14 protein-coding genes are annotated in these 14980 nt (G+C 58.0%); 11 read left to right on the top strand and 3 right to left on the bottom strand.

Annotation, left to right across the window (positions count from 1 at the left end):
• The first annotated feature begins 33 nt into the window (after positions 1-33).
• A complete protein-coding gene (locus CBB62_00420; GenBank protein OUT40872.1) occupies positions 34-1716 on the top strand; it encodes a hypothetical protein in 1683 nt (560 codons plus the stop codon).
• A gap of 199 nt (positions 1717-1915) precedes the next feature.
• The gene (locus CBB62_00415; GenBank protein ID OUT40871.1) at positions 1916-3709 is read left to right on the top strand and encodes a hypothetical protein; all 1794 of its coding nucleotides are present in this window, start codon (positions 1916-1918) and stop codon (positions 3707-3709) included.
• Here the strand turns inward: CBB62_00415 and CBB62_00410 are convergent.
• On the bottom strand, positions 3698-4177 hold the full coding sequence (locus tag CBB62_00410) for a hypothetical protein (protein ID OUT40870.1): 480 nt from the start codon (positions 4175-4177) through the stop codon (positions 3698-3700). The genes CBB62_00415 and CBB62_00410 overlap by 12 nt on opposite strands.
• Before the next feature lie 135 nt (positions 4178-4312).
• On the opposite strand from CBB62_00410, the gene CBB62_00405 reads away from it, so the two are divergent.
• The 4 genes from CBB62_00405 (at position 4313) to CBB62_00390 (ending at position 7460) form a co-directional block, all read left to right on the top strand.
• Complete coding sequence (locus tag CBB62_00405; protein ID OUT40869.1) at positions 4313-5536, top strand: hypothetical protein; 1224 nt, start codon at positions 4313-4315, stop codon at positions 5534-5536.
• 109 nt (positions 5537-5645) lie between these two features.
• A complete protein-coding gene (locus CBB62_00400) occupies positions 5646-6521 on the top strand; it encodes a 3-methyl-2-oxobutanoate hydroxymethyltransferase (protein OUT40868.1) in 876 nt (291 codons plus the stop codon).
• A gap of 69 nt (positions 6522-6590) precedes the next feature.
• Positions 6591-7211 carry a hypothetical protein gene (locus tag CBB62_00395; protein ID OUT40867.1) on the top strand — a complete coding sequence of 207 codons (621 nt, stop codon included), beginning with the start codon at positions 6591-6593 and terminating at the stop codon, positions 7209-7211.
• 21 nt (positions 7212-7232) lie between these two features.
• Positions 7233-7460 carry a hypothetical protein gene (locus tag CBB62_00390; protein OUT40866.1) on the top strand — a complete coding sequence of 76 codons (228 nt, stop codon included), beginning with the start codon at positions 7233-7235 and terminating at the stop codon, positions 7458-7460.
• On the opposite strand, the gene CBB62_00385 is transcribed toward CBB62_00390, so the two are convergent.
• Together CBB62_00385 and CBB62_00380 are read right to left on the bottom strand one after the other, a co-directional pair.
• The gene (locus CBB62_00385; GenBank protein OUT40865.1) at positions 7448-8764 is read right to left on the bottom strand and encodes a hypothetical protein; all 1317 of its coding nucleotides are present in this window, start codon (positions 8762-8764) and stop codon (positions 7448-7450) included. The genes CBB62_00390 and CBB62_00385 overlap by 13 nt on opposite strands.
• A gap of 18 nt (positions 8765-8782) precedes the next feature.
• On the bottom strand, positions 8783-9127 hold the full coding sequence (locus CBB62_00380) for a hypothetical protein (GenBank protein OUT40864.1): 345 nt from the start codon (positions 9125-9127) through the stop codon (positions 8783-8785).
• 209 nt (positions 9128-9336) lie between these two features.
• Between CBB62_00380 and CBB62_00375 the strand changes: the two genes are divergently transcribed.
• The 5 genes from CBB62_00375 to CBB62_00355 all read left to right on the top strand — a co-directional run bounded on the left by CBB62_00375 (position 9337) and on the right by CBB62_00355 (position 14924).
• Positions 9337-10203, top strand: a complete 867-nt coding sequence (locus tag CBB62_00375; GenBank protein ID OUT40863.1) for a pantoate--beta-alanine ligase — start codon at positions 9337-9339, stop codon at positions 10201-10203.
• An 86-nt stretch (positions 10204-10289) separates the two neighbouring features.
• Positions 10290-10943, top strand: coding sequence for a hypothetical protein (locus CBB62_00370; GenBank protein OUT40862.1), 654 nt, complete (start codon positions 10290-10292; stop codon positions 10941-10943).
• 8 nt (positions 10944-10951) lie between these two features.
• On the top strand, positions 10952-12331 hold the full coding sequence (locus tag CBB62_00365) for a hypothetical protein (protein ID OUT40861.1): 1380 nt from the start codon (positions 10952-10954) through the stop codon (positions 12329-12331).
• A 5-nt stretch (positions 12332-12336) separates the two neighbouring features.
• Positions 12337-13587 carry a hypothetical protein gene (locus tag CBB62_00360; GenBank protein OUT40860.1) on the top strand — a complete coding sequence of 417 codons (1251 nt, stop codon included), beginning with the start codon at positions 12337-12339 and terminating at the stop codon, positions 13585-13587.
• Positions 13588-13688: 101 nt separating this feature from the next.
• Complete coding sequence (locus CBB62_00355) at positions 13689-14924, top strand: hypothetical protein (GenBank protein ID OUT40859.1); 1236 nt, start codon at positions 13689-13691, stop codon at positions 14922-14924.
• The last annotated feature ends 56 nt before the right edge of the window (positions 14925-14980 follow it).

The raw sequence follows: 14980 nt of genomic DNA, 5'->3' as shown, positions 1-14980 counted from the left end.
TCAGGGATGAAACAGAGGATTTCAGGGTGGTTTATGCAGCAGGAAGATTGGTGGCGCGGCGCGGTGATCTATCAGGTCTATCCGCGGTCCTATCAGGATAGCAACGGAGACGGTGTCGGCGATCTGCCGGGCATCATTGAGCGGCTGGATTATATTGCCAGTCTCGGCGTCGATGCTGTGTGGGTTTCGCCATTCTTTGCCTCGCCGATGGATGATTTCGGCTATGACGTTGCCGATTACCGGCAGGTCGATCCGCTGTTCGGCAGCAATGATGATGCCGACCGGCTGATTGTCGAGGCACGCCAGCGCGGGCTTGGTGTGGTGCTCGACATGGTGCTGTCCCATACCTCGGACCAGCATGCCTGGTTCATCGAGAGTGCATCGAGCCGCGATAATCCACGGGCCGACTGGTATGTCTGGCATGACGGCAAGCGCGGTGCCGATGGCACGATGCAGCCGCCCAACAACTGGCAGAGCGTGTTCGGTGGCAGTTCGTGGCAATGGCATGAACCGCGCCAGCAGTTCTATCTGCACAATTTCGTGGTCGGGCAGCCGGACCTCAACATGCACAATCCGGACGTACAGGATGCCGTGCTGGCCGAGGTCGAATTCTGGCTCGCCAAGGGCATCAGCGGCCTGCGCCTCGATGCCATCAACTATGCCTTCCATAACGAGGCCTTCCCCGATGCGCCGCTGAAGCCCGGCACCGATGGCAGCTTTTACGAGGACCTGATCCACGTCTATGACAAGAGCCAGCCGGAAGTACTCGATTTCCTCCGTCGCTTGCGGGCACTGACTGACCGCTATCCCGGCACCTTCATGGTTGGTGAGGTGCATGACGAGAACGACATGGCGCTCGCCAAGCAATACAGCGCCGACGAGACCCTGCTGCATACCGCCTATAATTTCGCCCTGTTCGCGCGACCGCAAAGTGCCGCCACCCTGCAGGCGATTTTCCAGACCTATGACAATCTGCCCGGTGACTGCTGGCCGTCATGGGCGATGTCGAACCATGATGTGAGCCGGACGGTCAGCCGCTGGTCCACCGATGGCGACCGCTATATCGCCGACCCCGAACGGGCCAAGCAGCTCAATGCCCTGCTGGCGCTGCTGCCGGGTTCCGTATTCCTGTATCAGGGCGAGGAGCTGGGCCTGCCGGATGGGCCGATCCCCGATGACCGGATTGTTGATCCGGCGGTCGGGCGTGGCTCGGTGGTTGAGGGACGCGATCCGTGCCGGGTGCCGATGCCATGGGAAGCGGACAGACCGCAGGCCGGTTTCACCGCTGCCGATGATGCCTGGCTGCCGATCCCTGACAGCTATCCGCCACTCAGTGTCGACCGACAGGAGGATGATGCCTTCTCCACCCTCAATGTTACCCGCGCGCTGATTGCCTGGCGCAAACTCAACCTTGATCTGACCCGTCAGCCGCTGGAATTTTTCGAGCTGCTGCCAGACCCGTTATTTGCCTTCCGTCGCAGTGACGGACACAGGCAACTGACGGCATTGTTCAACCTGTCGGATACCAGGATCAGCCTGCAGATCGACGATGCCGGATTGCTCGCTGCACTTGGCCATGGTCCGGATGAGAGTGCGCTTCTCACCATGCCTGCCTATGGCGTGCTGGTGCTGGGTGATGACTACTCACCATTCCCGAGCTGGGGTGAGGCAACCGAGGGCTGGCACTGGGTCAATGCGGCAGAAGTGCTGGCCTAACCCTGCTTGGGAGCTTTCTTGCCCATCCTCTATTCTCCATTGTCATAAAAATGAAACCTGAAGACAGGTTCCCGGCGGCGAATTGTTGCCGGTTAAAAAACACTGGAGGAACCTACCCTTGGCGGCTCAAGAGTCCGGCAATTCAACGCCCGTCCCTGCATCCGATAGTTCATTCGATCCCGACTGGTGGCGTGGTGCCATGCTCTACCAGATTTACCCGCGCTCGTTTCAGGACAGCAATGGCGACGGTGTCGGTGACCTGCCCGGTATTATCGAGCGGTTGGATTATGTGAAGGGCCTCGGCGTCGAGGGCATCTGGATTTCCCCGTTCTTCGCCTCGCCTATGGCCGATTTCGGCTATGACGTATCCGATTATCGCAAGGTCGACCCGATCTTCGGCAATAATGACGATGCCGACCGGCTGATTGCCGAGGCGGACAAGCGCGGCCTGCCGGTGATTGTCGATATGGTCATGTCCCATACCTCGGACCGCCACAAATGGTTCGAGGAGAGTGCGTCGAGCCGCGATAACCCGAAGGCCGACTGGTATGTCTGGGCCGATCCCGAACTCGGTGAGGATGGCGAGCGGCAACCGCCGAACAACTGGAAGAGCGTGTTCGGGGGCAGCTCATGGCAATGGCATGAGGGCCGCCAGCAATATTATCTGCACAATTTCGACAAGGCCCAGCCGGACCTCAACATGCACAATCCCGATGTGCAGGAAGCGATGCTGGGCGAGGTAGAATACTGGCTGAAGAAGGGGGTCAAGGGGCTGCGCCTCGATGCCATCAACTTCCTTTGCCATGATCTCGAACTGCGTGACTGTCCGGTCAAATCCGGTACGGCTGGCAACAGCTACAGCGAGCTTGAGCATATCTATGACAAGAACCGGCCAGAGACGCTCGACTTCATACGGCGTTTGCGCAAGCTGACGGATCAGTATCCGGGTGCCTTCATGGTCGGTGAGATCGGCGACGATAACGGCATGGGAATCGCCAAATCCTATACCAATGGTGATGACCTGCTGCACACCGCCTATAATTTCTCGCTGTTCGATCGCAGCCTCAGCGCCGGATATATCAAGGGCGTGTTTGAATATTATGACGGCCTGCCGGGCGATGGTTATGCCTCATGGGCGATCTCGAACCATGATGTGCCGCGCGCTGCGAGCCGCTGGGGCGGGCCTGATCCCGATTCGGCGCGGGCCAAGCAGCTGAATGCCCTGCTGGCGCTGCTACCGGGCACCGTCTTCATGTATCAGGGTGAGGAGCTGGGCCTGCCCGATGCCCCGATCCCCGAGGATCGCCGCGTTGATCCGGCAGCCGAGCGTGGTTCGCTGATGGAGGGACGCGACCCGAGCCGGGTGCCGATGCCATGGGAGAAGGATGCCAATCAGGCCGGTTTCTCGACCGCCGATGACAGCTGGCTGCCGATCCCCGAGAGCTATCACGAGCGCGCGGTATCGGTGCAGGACCCCGATCCGGATTCCACTCTCAACTATACCCGCCGGGTCAATGCCTGGCGCAAGGCCAACCGCGACCTCGCCGATGCACCGATCGAGTTCTACCAGAAGCTCGATGAGCCGCTGCTGGCGTTCAAGCGTGGCAAGGGCGACAATCAGGTAACCGCGCTGTTCAATACCACCGGCGATGAGGTGACCTACAAGATCAGCAATTACGATCTGGTCGAGGATATTACCGGCAACCGCCTGCTCGGTCCCGGTGAGTTCGTCGAGGTCACGTTGCCGCCCTATGGCATGTTGGTGAAGTCCGGCAAGGACAAGGCGCCGTTCCCGCTGCCATCAGGTGATCAGGGGCACTGGCTCAAGACCGATGGCAAGCCCGTGATGCCAAAATCATCCGGCCCGAACCCGAACTGGGGTATGACTGCCAAACGCTTGCTTGGTGATACGGGCGAACAGCGCCTGCCGAAACTGCGGGTACCGCCGAATGCAAAACCGGACAGCCCCGGCGCTGGCGGCTTACGCCTCTGACGGGACGGTTGCCGGCAGGGCTGATGGCCCGCGGTCGATCAGGGTGTCGATCGAGATAAAGCTCTCGGTCCGTACCACGCCGCGTATGGCGAACAGCCGTTTCAGGAATGCGCCCAGCTCATCGGCATTGCGCACCCGCACCTTCAGGATCATGCAGGTCGAACCGGCAATGGCGTGGGCTTCCTCAACCGCCGGTTCGCCGCGCAGCACGTCGGCGATCTCTTCCTTGTTCCAGCCGCCCTCCGGCGGGGTGCTGGTATCCACATGAATGAAGCTGCACAGGCCGTAGCCAAGCGCATCGGTATCCATCTCGATGGTGGTGCGTTTGATGACGCCGCGCGCCTTCAGCTTCTTGACCCGCTCATGCAGTGCCGGGGCCGACAGGCCGAGCCGTTCGGCGAGATCGGCATAGCGCTGGCCCGCATCCTCCTGCAGTGCGGCTAATAATTTTCGGTCCAGATCATCCATCGCCAGCCCTCCTCGCAGGTTTCGCCGAATGTCATTGGTTTTTGAATGAAACCGTAAAAAATTACAATACAGCCGTATAAAATTCGGTCAATTTCCATATATCAGAATTTTGTATTGATTGAGCGATGGTGCGGTATGAGCGATTTTCACACGGTTATAGCCCATGATCGGCAGGCTGCGTGGTTGGATACGGTCCAGCGGCTGAAGCCTGCCTTTGACCTCACCATACTGGTGCTCACCGTCGCGATTGTCGGCTCACAGTCGCTGATGATGTCGCCCCTGATCCCCGATCTTGCCAAGGGCTTGTCGGTGGGTGCGGGCGAGATTGGGATCGCCATTGGTGCCTATGGCGGGGCGACTGGGTTGTCGGCGGTGTTGCTCGGCCCGCGCCTCGATGGCTTTGCCCGCCGCCGGGTGCTGACCCTTGGCCTGCTGGTACTGGCCGTCGCTCTTGCCCTCGGTTCGCAGGCCGATCACTGGCTGCTGTTTGCGCTGGCACAGGTCATGGGCGGTATGGCGGCGGGGGTATTGCTGCCAATCACCTATGCCGCTGCCGGTGATATGGCCCCGGTCGGTCGCAATGCCGCCTTCATGGGCAAGGTGCTGATGGGCTGGTCGATTGCCATGATTGCCGGTGTGCCGCTCGGCGGCTGGCTTGGTGACTGGTTCGGCTGGCGCGGTGCCTTGCAGGTTATGGCCGGTCTGGCGCTGGTGATTGCCATCGGCACCTCATGCCTGACCCGTCATCGTAAGGGCATGGTCGCCGAAACCCGCAAGACCATGGGGCTGGCACAGCTGCGGGCAGCGCTCGCCGTGCCGATGGTCCGGCCACTGCTGGCGATCTGCTTCTGTATCATGCTGGCCTTCTATGCCGCCTATGGCTTCCTCGGTGCCCATGCCCGCGCGCTTCACGGCGGCGGTTCCGGCACGGTCAGTATGCTGGCGCTTTGCTATGGCATCGGTTTTGCCATTACCGGGCTGGTCAGCGGTGTGATCGACCGCCTCGGCACCGCGCGCAGCAGTGTGTTCAGCAATATCGTGATTACCGCGGTCTATCTCGCCATGCCGGTGATGGCGGCGCTTGGCATGATGCCGCTCGCCGGGCTGATGGTGGTGTTCGGCCTGCTCAACCATATGGCACTGAATGCCGTGGTCTCCGGCCTCAGCGGTGTCGATCCGTCCCGGCGTGGCACCATCCTGTCGATCAATACCGGCGTTACCTATGGCGGTTTTATGGTCGGTTCGGCCCTCGGTGGCGCACTGTTCGACAGTCTGGGGTATGGCGCGGTATCGGTGTTGAGTGCGTCGGCGCTGGTTGTCGCCATCGGGGTTGGTATCCGCCTGTTGCCACGTCGCTGAACCGGCTATCACCGTACATGACTGGCATTCCTGTTACATTCGCATCATTTGGAGTATGGTGACGCCAATCAATCCGGCGGAGATCGGATGACACAGGAGCACGACAACGATGAGTACCACACCGAAGCCGATTTCAGGCACGGCCCGACCACGGCGCATGACCATCCCGGATATCCGGTCGATGAAGGGCACGGCACCGATTGCATGCCTGACCGCCTATACCGCGCCGGTGGCCAAACTGCTCGACCCGCATGTTGATCTGCTGCTGGTCGGCGACAGCCTTGGTATGGTCATCTATGGTGAGGAGACCACGCTCGGCGTTGATCTCGATACCATGATCCGTCATGGCCGGGCGGTGGTGAATGCCTCCAGCCAGGCGCTTGTCGTCGTCGATATGCCGTTTGCCAGCTATCAGGAAAGCCGGGCACAGGCATTCCGCAATGCCGCACGGGTTATGGCCGAAACCGGCTGTGCCGCGGTCAAGGTAGAGGGCGGGGCCGAACTCGCCGACACCATCCGCTATCTCACCAGTAACGGTATTCCGGTCATGGGCCATGTGGGCCTGATGCCCCAGCGCCTGCACGCCATGGGCGGGTTCAAGGCACAGGGCCGCGATGACGAGGTGGCCGAGAGTATCCGCGCCGATGCGGTTGCCGTGGCCGCCGCCGGTGCCTTCTCCATCGTGATTGAGGGCACCGTTGAGCCGCTCGCCGCTGCCCTGACCGAGGAACTGCCGGTGCCGACCATCGGCATTGGTGCTTCGCCGAAATGTGACGGGCAGATATTGGTGATCGACGATATTCTCGGCGTGTTTCAGGATTTCACCCCGCGTTTCGTCAAACGCTATGCCGATCTCGCGGACCAGATTTCCGATGCTGCCGCCACTTATGCCGATGAGGTGCGCCGCGGGCTGTTCCCGACCACCGAGCACACCTTCGGCGGCAAGCCGAAACCCGCGGGCACCGGAACCGGCACTGGCGGTTGATCGCCCTGCCGGTTACAGTTCAGGTCTTTCGTTTTACCATTACCCTCAATACCTTGGGCCGATACTGCCATGACCGAGATTCAGTCGCTGTTTGTCACCCGCCTGTACCGGGCGGCGCTGGCCGAGTTCAAACCGCATATTGACGGTGACGAGCTTGAGGCCTCCTGCCTGTCAATCGCCGAGGATGACGAGGCCGGGCAGGAATGGTGCGAGCAGAACGACTATCCGGGCTATACCAGCTATGCCTCGCTCACCGATCTCGACTGGCGGTTTCCGATCTTCAAGGATCTGATCGCCGCGCTCGATAAGCATGTCGCAGCCTTTGTCGAGGATCTGGAATTTGACCTCGCGGGCAAGAAGATCGCGCTGGACTCGCTCTGGATCAATATCCTCGAGCCGGGCGGGGTCCATACCTCGCATCTGCACCCGCACAGCGTGATCAGCGGCACCACCTATGTCACCATGCCCGAGGGCGCGAGTGCCATCAAATACGAGGACCCGCGCCTGCCGATGATGATGGCGGCACCGGGGCGCAAATCCGATGTGCGGCCCGAGCTGCGCAACTTCATCTATGTGACGCCGGAGGCCGGTGACGTGCTGCTCTGGGAGAGCTGGCTGCGCCATGAGGTGCCGATGAATATGGCAGATGAAGAGCGGATCAGCGTCAGCTTCAACTACAGCTGGGTCTAGGCGGGCAGGGCGATACCATCCATGCAGCCCGGCGATACCATCACCGTCCATGTGACACCCAAGGCCTCACGCGCCCGCATAATCGAGGGGCCGGAGGGCTTGCGGGTCTATGTCACCGTGGTGCCGGAGAACGGTAAGGCCAATGCCGAGGTACAGAAACTGCTCGCCAAACATCTGGGCGTGCCGAAATCATCCCTCACCCTGATCCGCGGCGACAAAAGCCGGGACAAGACGTTTCAGTTCGGGTGAGTTCCGTATATTTCTTTTATATATTTTATAAAATTTTCAGTTCCGGGGAATACACTATGTGGCTTGATGCCCAATGTCTCTAGTTGTTCTAAAATTTTTTGTTTATTTTTTATTGTTATTTTTTTTACTTCCATTTGTTCTTGCTCTTCTGGGGAGATGAATGCGTCTTTTCCAAAAATAAAAAATGCCCCAGATTGTGATGATATTCTATCATTCTGATTTCTCCCCCTTGTCGGTATGACTTTTTCTATATCATTTGGGTCTATAATTTCTTTAAAGTATGGTTTTTCGTTTTTAATTAAGTGATTAAGCTTTTTTATTGGCTCTGATTCATTAAACTTTTCTTTACTTAATCTGGTTTCTATTTTTTCTTTGTCTTTGTGCGGCAGCATTGATAAATTTGCAATGCAGCTGACAGTGTCTGAATTATAGAATTTAATACTATCTTTTCTTATATTGAAAATTATAATTTCTCCGTCTTCATCTTTTTCTTTATAGCAGCTAAAATATAAAGCAATTAATGGGCTTGATGTTATGTCTAGTAGTCGGGTTGGCATCCCGTAATGTTGCATTCTTACTAATTTATCAATTGTATATTTGTCATTTGAAAAATCATGTGGATTTTCTGTTAAAAGTTCTTGTATCATTAAGTCTTCATTTATTAAATAAACTGGAGATGAGTTAGTATGTTTTCGAAATATTGATGGCTCTAAGTCATATCCTTTTTTATCGTGTCCTCTATAGTATGATGTGTGAGTATTTTCTATTTTTAATCTGTATTCATTTATTTTTTTAATGAATTCTGATATATCATTTATTTCTACTTGTGTATTTTCTTCTTTTTGTATTTTTAATTTATCATTTTTTTCAATTTTATTTATTTTGAAAATTTTTGTTATTTCTGATATTTCTTTATTTTTAATCGCCCAGTGTGTCCTGTTTAACTCCCATTCGTGCAATCCAAAAATTTCATTAATTTCTTCATTTTTGTTAAATTCGTATCGTCCATGTTTTGACATCAATTTTGGTTTGTATATAATATTATTTTTATTTAATTCTACATATTCTATTTTGTATATATCAAAATTAATATAATAATTTTTTGATTTTGCTCGACTTTTTTCGCTCATTATTATGCATGGAATTTCTGTTAATATTTTAAGTGATTTTTCATCTTTTGGTTTTAACTGTTTGATTGTGGCTTCGTCTGTGTACTCCAGAAATCGCGCCATTGGGAATTCATAAGTCTCTTCTTGATTGAACTCAGTGTTTTCGTAGTGTTGTATCATTAATAAGCTATACATTATTAATGCTCTAATTTTTTACTGTGAGAGATTTGGCTGCTGTGGGGTGCCGGTGGCGGGTGCGGTGGTGCCGTGCGTGCTGATTGTGACCGGGCCGCAGGCCAGTATGGAGGCGCCGCTCGGCAGCTTGAATGCTGGCGGGTGCCCGGCGGTACGTTCTGCCGCGCGCTGGGCGGCGATCTTTTCGGCCACTGCGTCGGGGCCGCTTTTCAACCGGACGGCGTTGCGCAGGCGGGGCATGGCATCATCGCGCTTGCGTGCCTGAGCTTGTCGATCGGCCGGATGCCGGTAATTGCCGGTTGGGTTGCCCCTTGAATTGCCGGCTGACTGTCCGGTTTCGCCTGCTATTGCCGTCTGGCTCATATCATCCCTTTTGCTGCGTCACCCGGATATGGTGACGGGATCAGGGTGTCATATCAAGCGTAAAAACTATTTGATCCGCGATAATTAGCCATGTGGCGATGATTTCGGCATTGCCAGCAGCGGTCCAGATGGTGCAGATGTTGCGCGCTGCCTGTTCTTAGTCGTCTGCCCTTAGCCATCTGTTCTTAACAGTGTCCGCAAAACCCCCAATGTCCGAGATGAGCATTCCCCCAATCACCGATGATCCGCGCGATCTGCGCAGCCGTATTGCCGATTGGCGACGGGCCGGTGAGCGTATCGCGCTGGTTCCAACCATGGGCGCGCTCCATGCCGGGCATCTGGCGCTGGTCGAGGAAGCGGCGAAGCATGGCGAGCGCGTAGTGGTCAGCATCTTCGTCAATCCGACCCAATTCGCACCGCATGAGGATTTCGACCAGTATCCCCGCGATCTCGAGGGTGATGCGGCCAAGCTCGGCACCATCGGCGTCGATCTGATCTATGCCCCGACCATTGATGCGATGTACCCGACCGGCCACCAAACCACGGTATCGGTCAAGGGGCTGACCCAGCCGATGGAGGGCGCGCATCGCCCGCATTTCTTCGATGGTGTCACGACCATTGTGTCCAAGCTGTTCATTCAGGTAGCGCCCGATGTGGCGGTATTCGGTCAGAAGGACTACCAGCAGTTGCTGGTGATCGGCCAGATGGCCCGCGACCTCGATCTGCCGGTTGAGGTGATTGGCCTGCCGACCGTGCGCGAGGCGGATGGTCTCGCCCTGTCATCGCGCAATGCCTATCTGAGTGAGGATGAGCGCCGGATTGCGGTTGAATTGTCCCGTACGCTGATCGGTATTTCTGACCGTCTCGCCGGTGGTGCGGCATTTGGTGAACTGGGTGAGGCGGCGAAAGCGCGGCTTGAAACGCTCGGCTTCGATGCGCCGGACTATCTCGATTTCCGGGATGCGGAGACATTGCAACCAATGGAACGGGCCGATCGTCCGGGGCGTCTGCTGGTCGCGGCCCGGCTCGGCAAGACCCGGCTGATCGACAATATGCCGGTGCCGGTTGCGGTTTGAAAAACCTAGAAAATTCTCACATTCGCTGAAAACCCGTGCTAGGCTTTCCCAATGAGTAAAGGGATGCCGTAACGACTGCGTGACTGATGGGGTTTGATCGCGAGAAAATTACACCGGAGCTGATGGAACTGGCACGGCGCATGGGCGACCGTCTGGCCGAGCACCGGCTGCTATCCCCGACCTGGCAAACCGACCATGGTTTCCTTGCCTTTCTGTCCGAAACACTGCCGTTTTACCCCGGTGCGCGGCTGCTGATTTTTCCCATGGCCGGTGCCCGTCTGGGCCAGCCGCAGGAACGCACGGTCATCGAACATAATGATTTCCTCTATATCCTCGCCGGTGGCCTCGCCCCGGTGATGGAGGCCAATGCCGCGGTACCGCTGGCGCTCAACAAGGGCAATGTCGCCGATTATCTGCGCTTCTACCTCACCTATGTCAGCGACAAGGCGGGTGGCATCAAGCTGGTCGAGGAGCCGTATCAGATCCCGTGGATCGAGGCCGAGGGCGAGTATCAGGAACCGGCGGTGAACAAGCTGGTCCGTCCGCTGCGTCTGATCGATACCGATGATGACGGCTATGTGCTGAACGGCACCGGGCTGTATCAGGACGCCATGTTCCGCGCCACCTTCCGGGTCGGCTATGACGGCACGCTGATTATCGAGGATGAGGAGCAGATCGCCAGCGACCTCAATATCCGCCATGCGGGCAATATCCCGCAGCCCTTTGCAACAACGGGTTGAGGGGCAGTATGGCAGGTTATCTCGACCGGATTTCACGCAATGGCGGCCAGGGGCTGCGGGATGACTTGCGCAGTGATCTGGCCGGGTCCGGCTATACCGGCGAGCACCACACCAACACGCAAATGAGCTTCCGCTCCCAGCGGCGGCTGAATACCACGGTGAATTTCGGCCTGCGCGACTTTGTTGCCAGTACCCCGTGGGAGAACCCGGGCCGTATCGCCAGCGGCATTGCCGATGGGCAGGCGCCGGATGCCTATCTGACCAATATGGCGCGCTCACAGGCGCGGGCCATTGTCGCGATTCAGGACGAGGTCTCGAAAAGCCAGCTCGGTCGCAAGATGATGCGCCTTGCCCATCAGGGCGGGGTGCAGTTCAGCTTTGGCATGCTGCCCGAGGAGGGCATGGTGGCGGGCTATCTCAACCGTCAGCGGCAGGTGGTCTACAACATCAATGGCGATCTGCTTAATGCCCCGGACAGCAAGCGGTTTCTCGCCAATGCCGCCGTTGATACCGCCCATGAGCTTGGTCATGTGGTACAGGACAAGGCGGTCGGGTCGGATTTCGACATCGGTGACTACACGATCAGCCATCAGGACCGGCTGCTCTCGCTCCGCCATTTCGAGGCCGGGGCAACCGCCGCCTCTATTCAGGTGGCATGGGAGATCGGTCAGAACGGCAATGATGGCGCATGGCAGGCCATAAGCACCGAGGGGCCGGATACCGATTGCGCCGCCGCCTTCGCCGCGATGGCGGAGGCTGACCCGGCCTCGGTCCGTGACGGCCGGGCCAGACGCGCTGCCCATGATGCGTGGTTTGCCAATGCCGGACGCCTGAACGATTACGATGATTCCATCACCAGTTCCTATCGCCAGATACTTGTCTGCCTTGCCGAACAGCAGGCAGTCGGGTTCCCGCGCAAGGATGCGGCCATGCTGGTCGGCAAGCTCGGTCATGACACATTGCCCGATGAGCGGTTGCTGGCGGCAGCCGAGACGCCGGACGGGATCAACCATTTGACCCTGCCCGGTCACCTGCCGGTACGGGCACCGGCCTATGCCGCAACCGCCAATCCACGGATTGCGGAGCAGATCGCGTTTCTGGACGGTATCGCCGACCGGTTCCGCAAGGGCGAGACGATCTCGCCATTCATGCTCAACGGCTATGACCAGATTGCCGCCCGATATGACGGCACGCCCCATGCGCAGGATTATGATATCCAGCCGATCGGCGACGGGGTTCCCGGTGAACCTGACAATCCGCTCGACCGGATCAGCAAGCGTGGGCTGCTGGGCAAGTGGCGGGACGAGCGCGGTGCGGCGGCTGAACCAACCGCACAGCAACAGCAAAAACCGGCCCCCGGCCCGTCACCCTTGCGGCGGATGGGGTGACGCGAATGGCTTATACCGGTATCGATTTCAGCGATCTGAAGAACAGCATCTTCTACCAGCAGGCGCGTGGGGAGAAGATCGGCTTTGAGCTGCGGCGGTTCACCGACCCCGGCAACTGGAACAACCCCGGCGGTATCCTGAGCAATATCGGCCCCGATGGTCTGGTCAATGGCCAGCAGCCCTACCTACAGCGGATGCCGCGTGAGCAGGCAACGGCGGTGCGGGCGATCCGGGACAAACTGGCGCAGAGCCGCCTCGGTCGCCAGTTGCTGATCATTGCCGATCAGGGTCATGTGCAGTTCGGGTTCAAGGCTGCGGGCAAGGGCGAATACGAAGCCGCCTATTACAGCGGTTACCGTCAGGTTGCCTTCAACACCGATGCACAACTGTTCGAGACCAAGTCGGCACGGGATTTCATCGCGCGCGCTAGCCTGTTCGGTGCCCATGAGCTCGGTCATGTGCTGCAGGACTATACCTTCGGTGAGGGTGAGGGCTATATGCAGCTCGATACCACCACCTCGTTGCAGGACCGGATGCTGGCGGTGCGCCATATGGAGGCGGCGGCGGTTGCCTGTTCCATTCAGGTTGCCTGGGATGTGCGACAGGCCGGTGATGACAGCCTCTGGGGTATCGCACTCAAGACATCGGGGGAAACCGCGGCGGCGCTGGCGTTCGGGCGGATGGCCTATGCCGATCCGGATGCTGTTGCCGATGGGCGTGCGCGCCGGGCGGCCCATGACAGCTGGTTCAACGATCACGGACGCATGGCGGCCTATGACGAGAGCAGCGTCGAGCGCTTCAAGCGGGAGCTTACAATGCTCGCCCGGCAACAGGCGTCGGCTTTTCCCGATCCCGATGCCCGGATTGTTGCCAGCAATGCCGGACGCATGATGATCGGCAGTGCCGCCATGATGGATTATGCCTCGATGCCCGATGGTACCGAGCATATGCGCCTGCCCGGCGGTAAGGACATCTGGGACGAACATTATTGCGCTCTGCCCAACCAGCGGATTGCGGCACAGATGGCGCATCTGCAGAAGGTGGCGAAGAAGTTCCGGGAGAATGAGCCGGTTACCCAAGCGGATTTTGACCGCTATGACCAGATCGGTGCCATGTTCGAGGGCACGAAAGATGCCAAGCCGCGTCTGCAGCAGGATGATAACGGCCATCCGGTCGGTGCTGTCTCTGCGCTCGGCAGCTGGCGCAGCAAGCGTGAAGGCACTGCCCCCAAACCGGTGGCCAGACTACAGATGTAGCAACGGCATTCGTGCTTTCGTCTCTAGGTCATATCATCAAATTGACTATCTGATACCCCATCAATGCGTGGGGGTGGCAAGCGGCTTTGAAGGGGCGTCACTTGGGCTTCGGTCAGGCGGAATACCAGCAGTTGCTCGACAGTATCGAGACGCAGCGACAGACGCGCAGTCTGTCGTACCTGCCTGCGCGCCATTTCGAGACGCCGCATAAATGGGCCAATCCGGGACAGGCCGCGGGGCATGTTGTCGGCAATCGGCTGGTAACAACGCCACCACCACGCGCGCCGCGTATCCAGCAGGAAGCCATCCGCGCGATCCGCGATTATATCCGCAAGACCGAGATCGGGCGCAGCCTGCTTGGCGTTGCGGATCGCGGGAAGATTGCTGCCGGTTTTGAGATCAGCGACCGCGATGGCACGCAGGCGAGCTATTACTACACCCGTCGTGATATCCTGTTTAATGGTAACAGCGCCCTGCTGCGAACACCGGATGTCGAGACTTTTATCAGCCGCGCTGCCTATTACGGCATTCACGAACTCGGCCATGTGGCGCAGGACCAGAAATGCGGGCGCAATTTCTGCAATCTGGACCTGACCGTACCCCTGTCGCAACGGATCATGGCGGTTCGGCATTTCGAGGCTGCTGCCGATGCCATTGCCATTCAGGCGGCATGGGAGGCGAAGCAGGCGGGTGATCCCGCGCTCTGGGAAATCGCCAACAGCCCCATGGGTGATCCACCACTGGCGCAGGCCTTTGAGCGGTCGGTGCGTCGCAGGCCTGACAATGCCCAGAATGGCAAGGCGCGCCGGGCAGCCCATGATGCCTGGTTCAAGGCCGGTGATGGTGTGCACCGTTATGATCAGGCGACGATTGACCGCCACCGCCTCGAGCTTGACTGTCTCGCCGTGCAACAGGCCGAGGGCTATCCCGATCCCACCGCACGGCTGCTTGCCACCGATGCCGGCAAGCGCAAGTTCCGGCTCAACGACTTCCGCGATTTCGGTGTCATGCCCGATGGCGGCGATCATTTGCGTCTGCAGGGCCATGCCGATGTGCTCGACCCTCGCTATACCGCACCTTCCAGTGATGCCATCACCCGTCAGGTCAAATATATCGAGGCGCTGGTCGAGCGGGTCTCGGAGGGTCTGGTCATTCATGCTGCCGACTTTGATAATCTCGACAAGCTCAAAGCTGGGGCGGTCTTGCCCAATAGTGCGCTTGATACTGATGAAGATATGTTTGAGCCGTTGGTAACCAGCAGCACTGTGGGACATTGGCGCGCGGAGCGCCGTTTGTCTGGTGATCCTGATGCTCACAGGCCATCACCCGCACCGTAACCCGGTTGATTGAACGCGGTCGGGCGGGGTTATTTTATTGCTCCCGGCTCAGTGGT

The organism is Micavibrio sp. TMED2, assembly GCA_002168225.1.
Lineage (GTDB): Bacteria > Pseudomonadota > Alphaproteobacteria > TMED2 > TMED2 > TMED2.
Note: the sequence above shows the minus strand (reverse complement) of the source record. Positions and strands in the feature narration are given on the sequence as shown.

Excerpts from the sequence above, each read along its gene's own strand:
- CBB62_00370 (OUT40862.1), top strand. The coding sequence starts at position 10,290 with ATGGGGTTTGATCGCGAGAAAATTACACCGGAGCTGATGGAACTGGCA.
- CBB62_00365 (OUT40861.1), top strand. The coding sequence starts at position 10,952 with ATGGCAGGTTATCTCGACCGGATTTCACGCAATGGCGGCCAGGGGCTG.
- CBB62_00410 (OUT40870.1), bottom strand. The coding sequence starts at position 4,177 with ATGGATGATCTGGACCGAAAATTATTAGCCGCACTGCAGGAGGATGCG.
- CBB62_00390 (OUT40866.1), top strand. The coding sequence starts at position 7,233 with ATGCAGCCCGGCGATACCATCACCGTCCATGTGACACCCAAGGCCTCA.
- CBB62_00385 (OUT40865.1), bottom strand. The coding sequence starts at position 8,764 with ATGTATAGCTTATTAATGATACAACACTACGAAAACACTGAGTTCAAT.
- CBB62_00360 (OUT40860.1), top strand. The coding sequence starts at position 12,337 with ATGGCTTATACCGGTATCGATTTCAGCGATCTGAAGAACAGCATCTTC.
- CBB62_00400 (OUT40868.1), top strand. The coding sequence starts at position 5,646 with ATGAGTACCACACCGAAGCCGATTTCAGGCACGGCCCGACCACGGCGC.
- CBB62_00415 (OUT40871.1), top strand. The coding sequence starts at position 1,916 with ATGCTCTACCAGATTTACCCGCGCTCGTTTCAGGACAGCAATGGCGAC.
- CBB62_00395 (OUT40867.1), top strand. The coding sequence starts at position 6,591 with ATGACCGAGATTCAGTCGCTGTTTGTCACCCGCCTGTACCGGGCGGCG.
- CBB62_00375 (OUT40863.1), top strand. The coding sequence starts at position 9,337 with ATGTCCGAGATGAGCATTCCCCCAATCACCGATGATCCGCGCGATCTG.
- CBB62_00380 (OUT40864.1), bottom strand. The coding sequence starts at position 9,127 with ATGAGCCAGACGGCAATAGCAGGCGAAACCGGACAGTCAGCCGGCAAT.
- CBB62_00405 (OUT40869.1), top strand. The coding sequence starts at position 4,313 with ATGAGCGATTTTCACACGGTTATAGCCCATGATCGGCAGGCTGCGTGG.
- CBB62_00420 (OUT40872.1), top strand. The coding sequence starts at position 34 with ATGCAGCAGGAAGATTGGTGGCGCGGCGCGGTGATCTATCAGGTCTAT.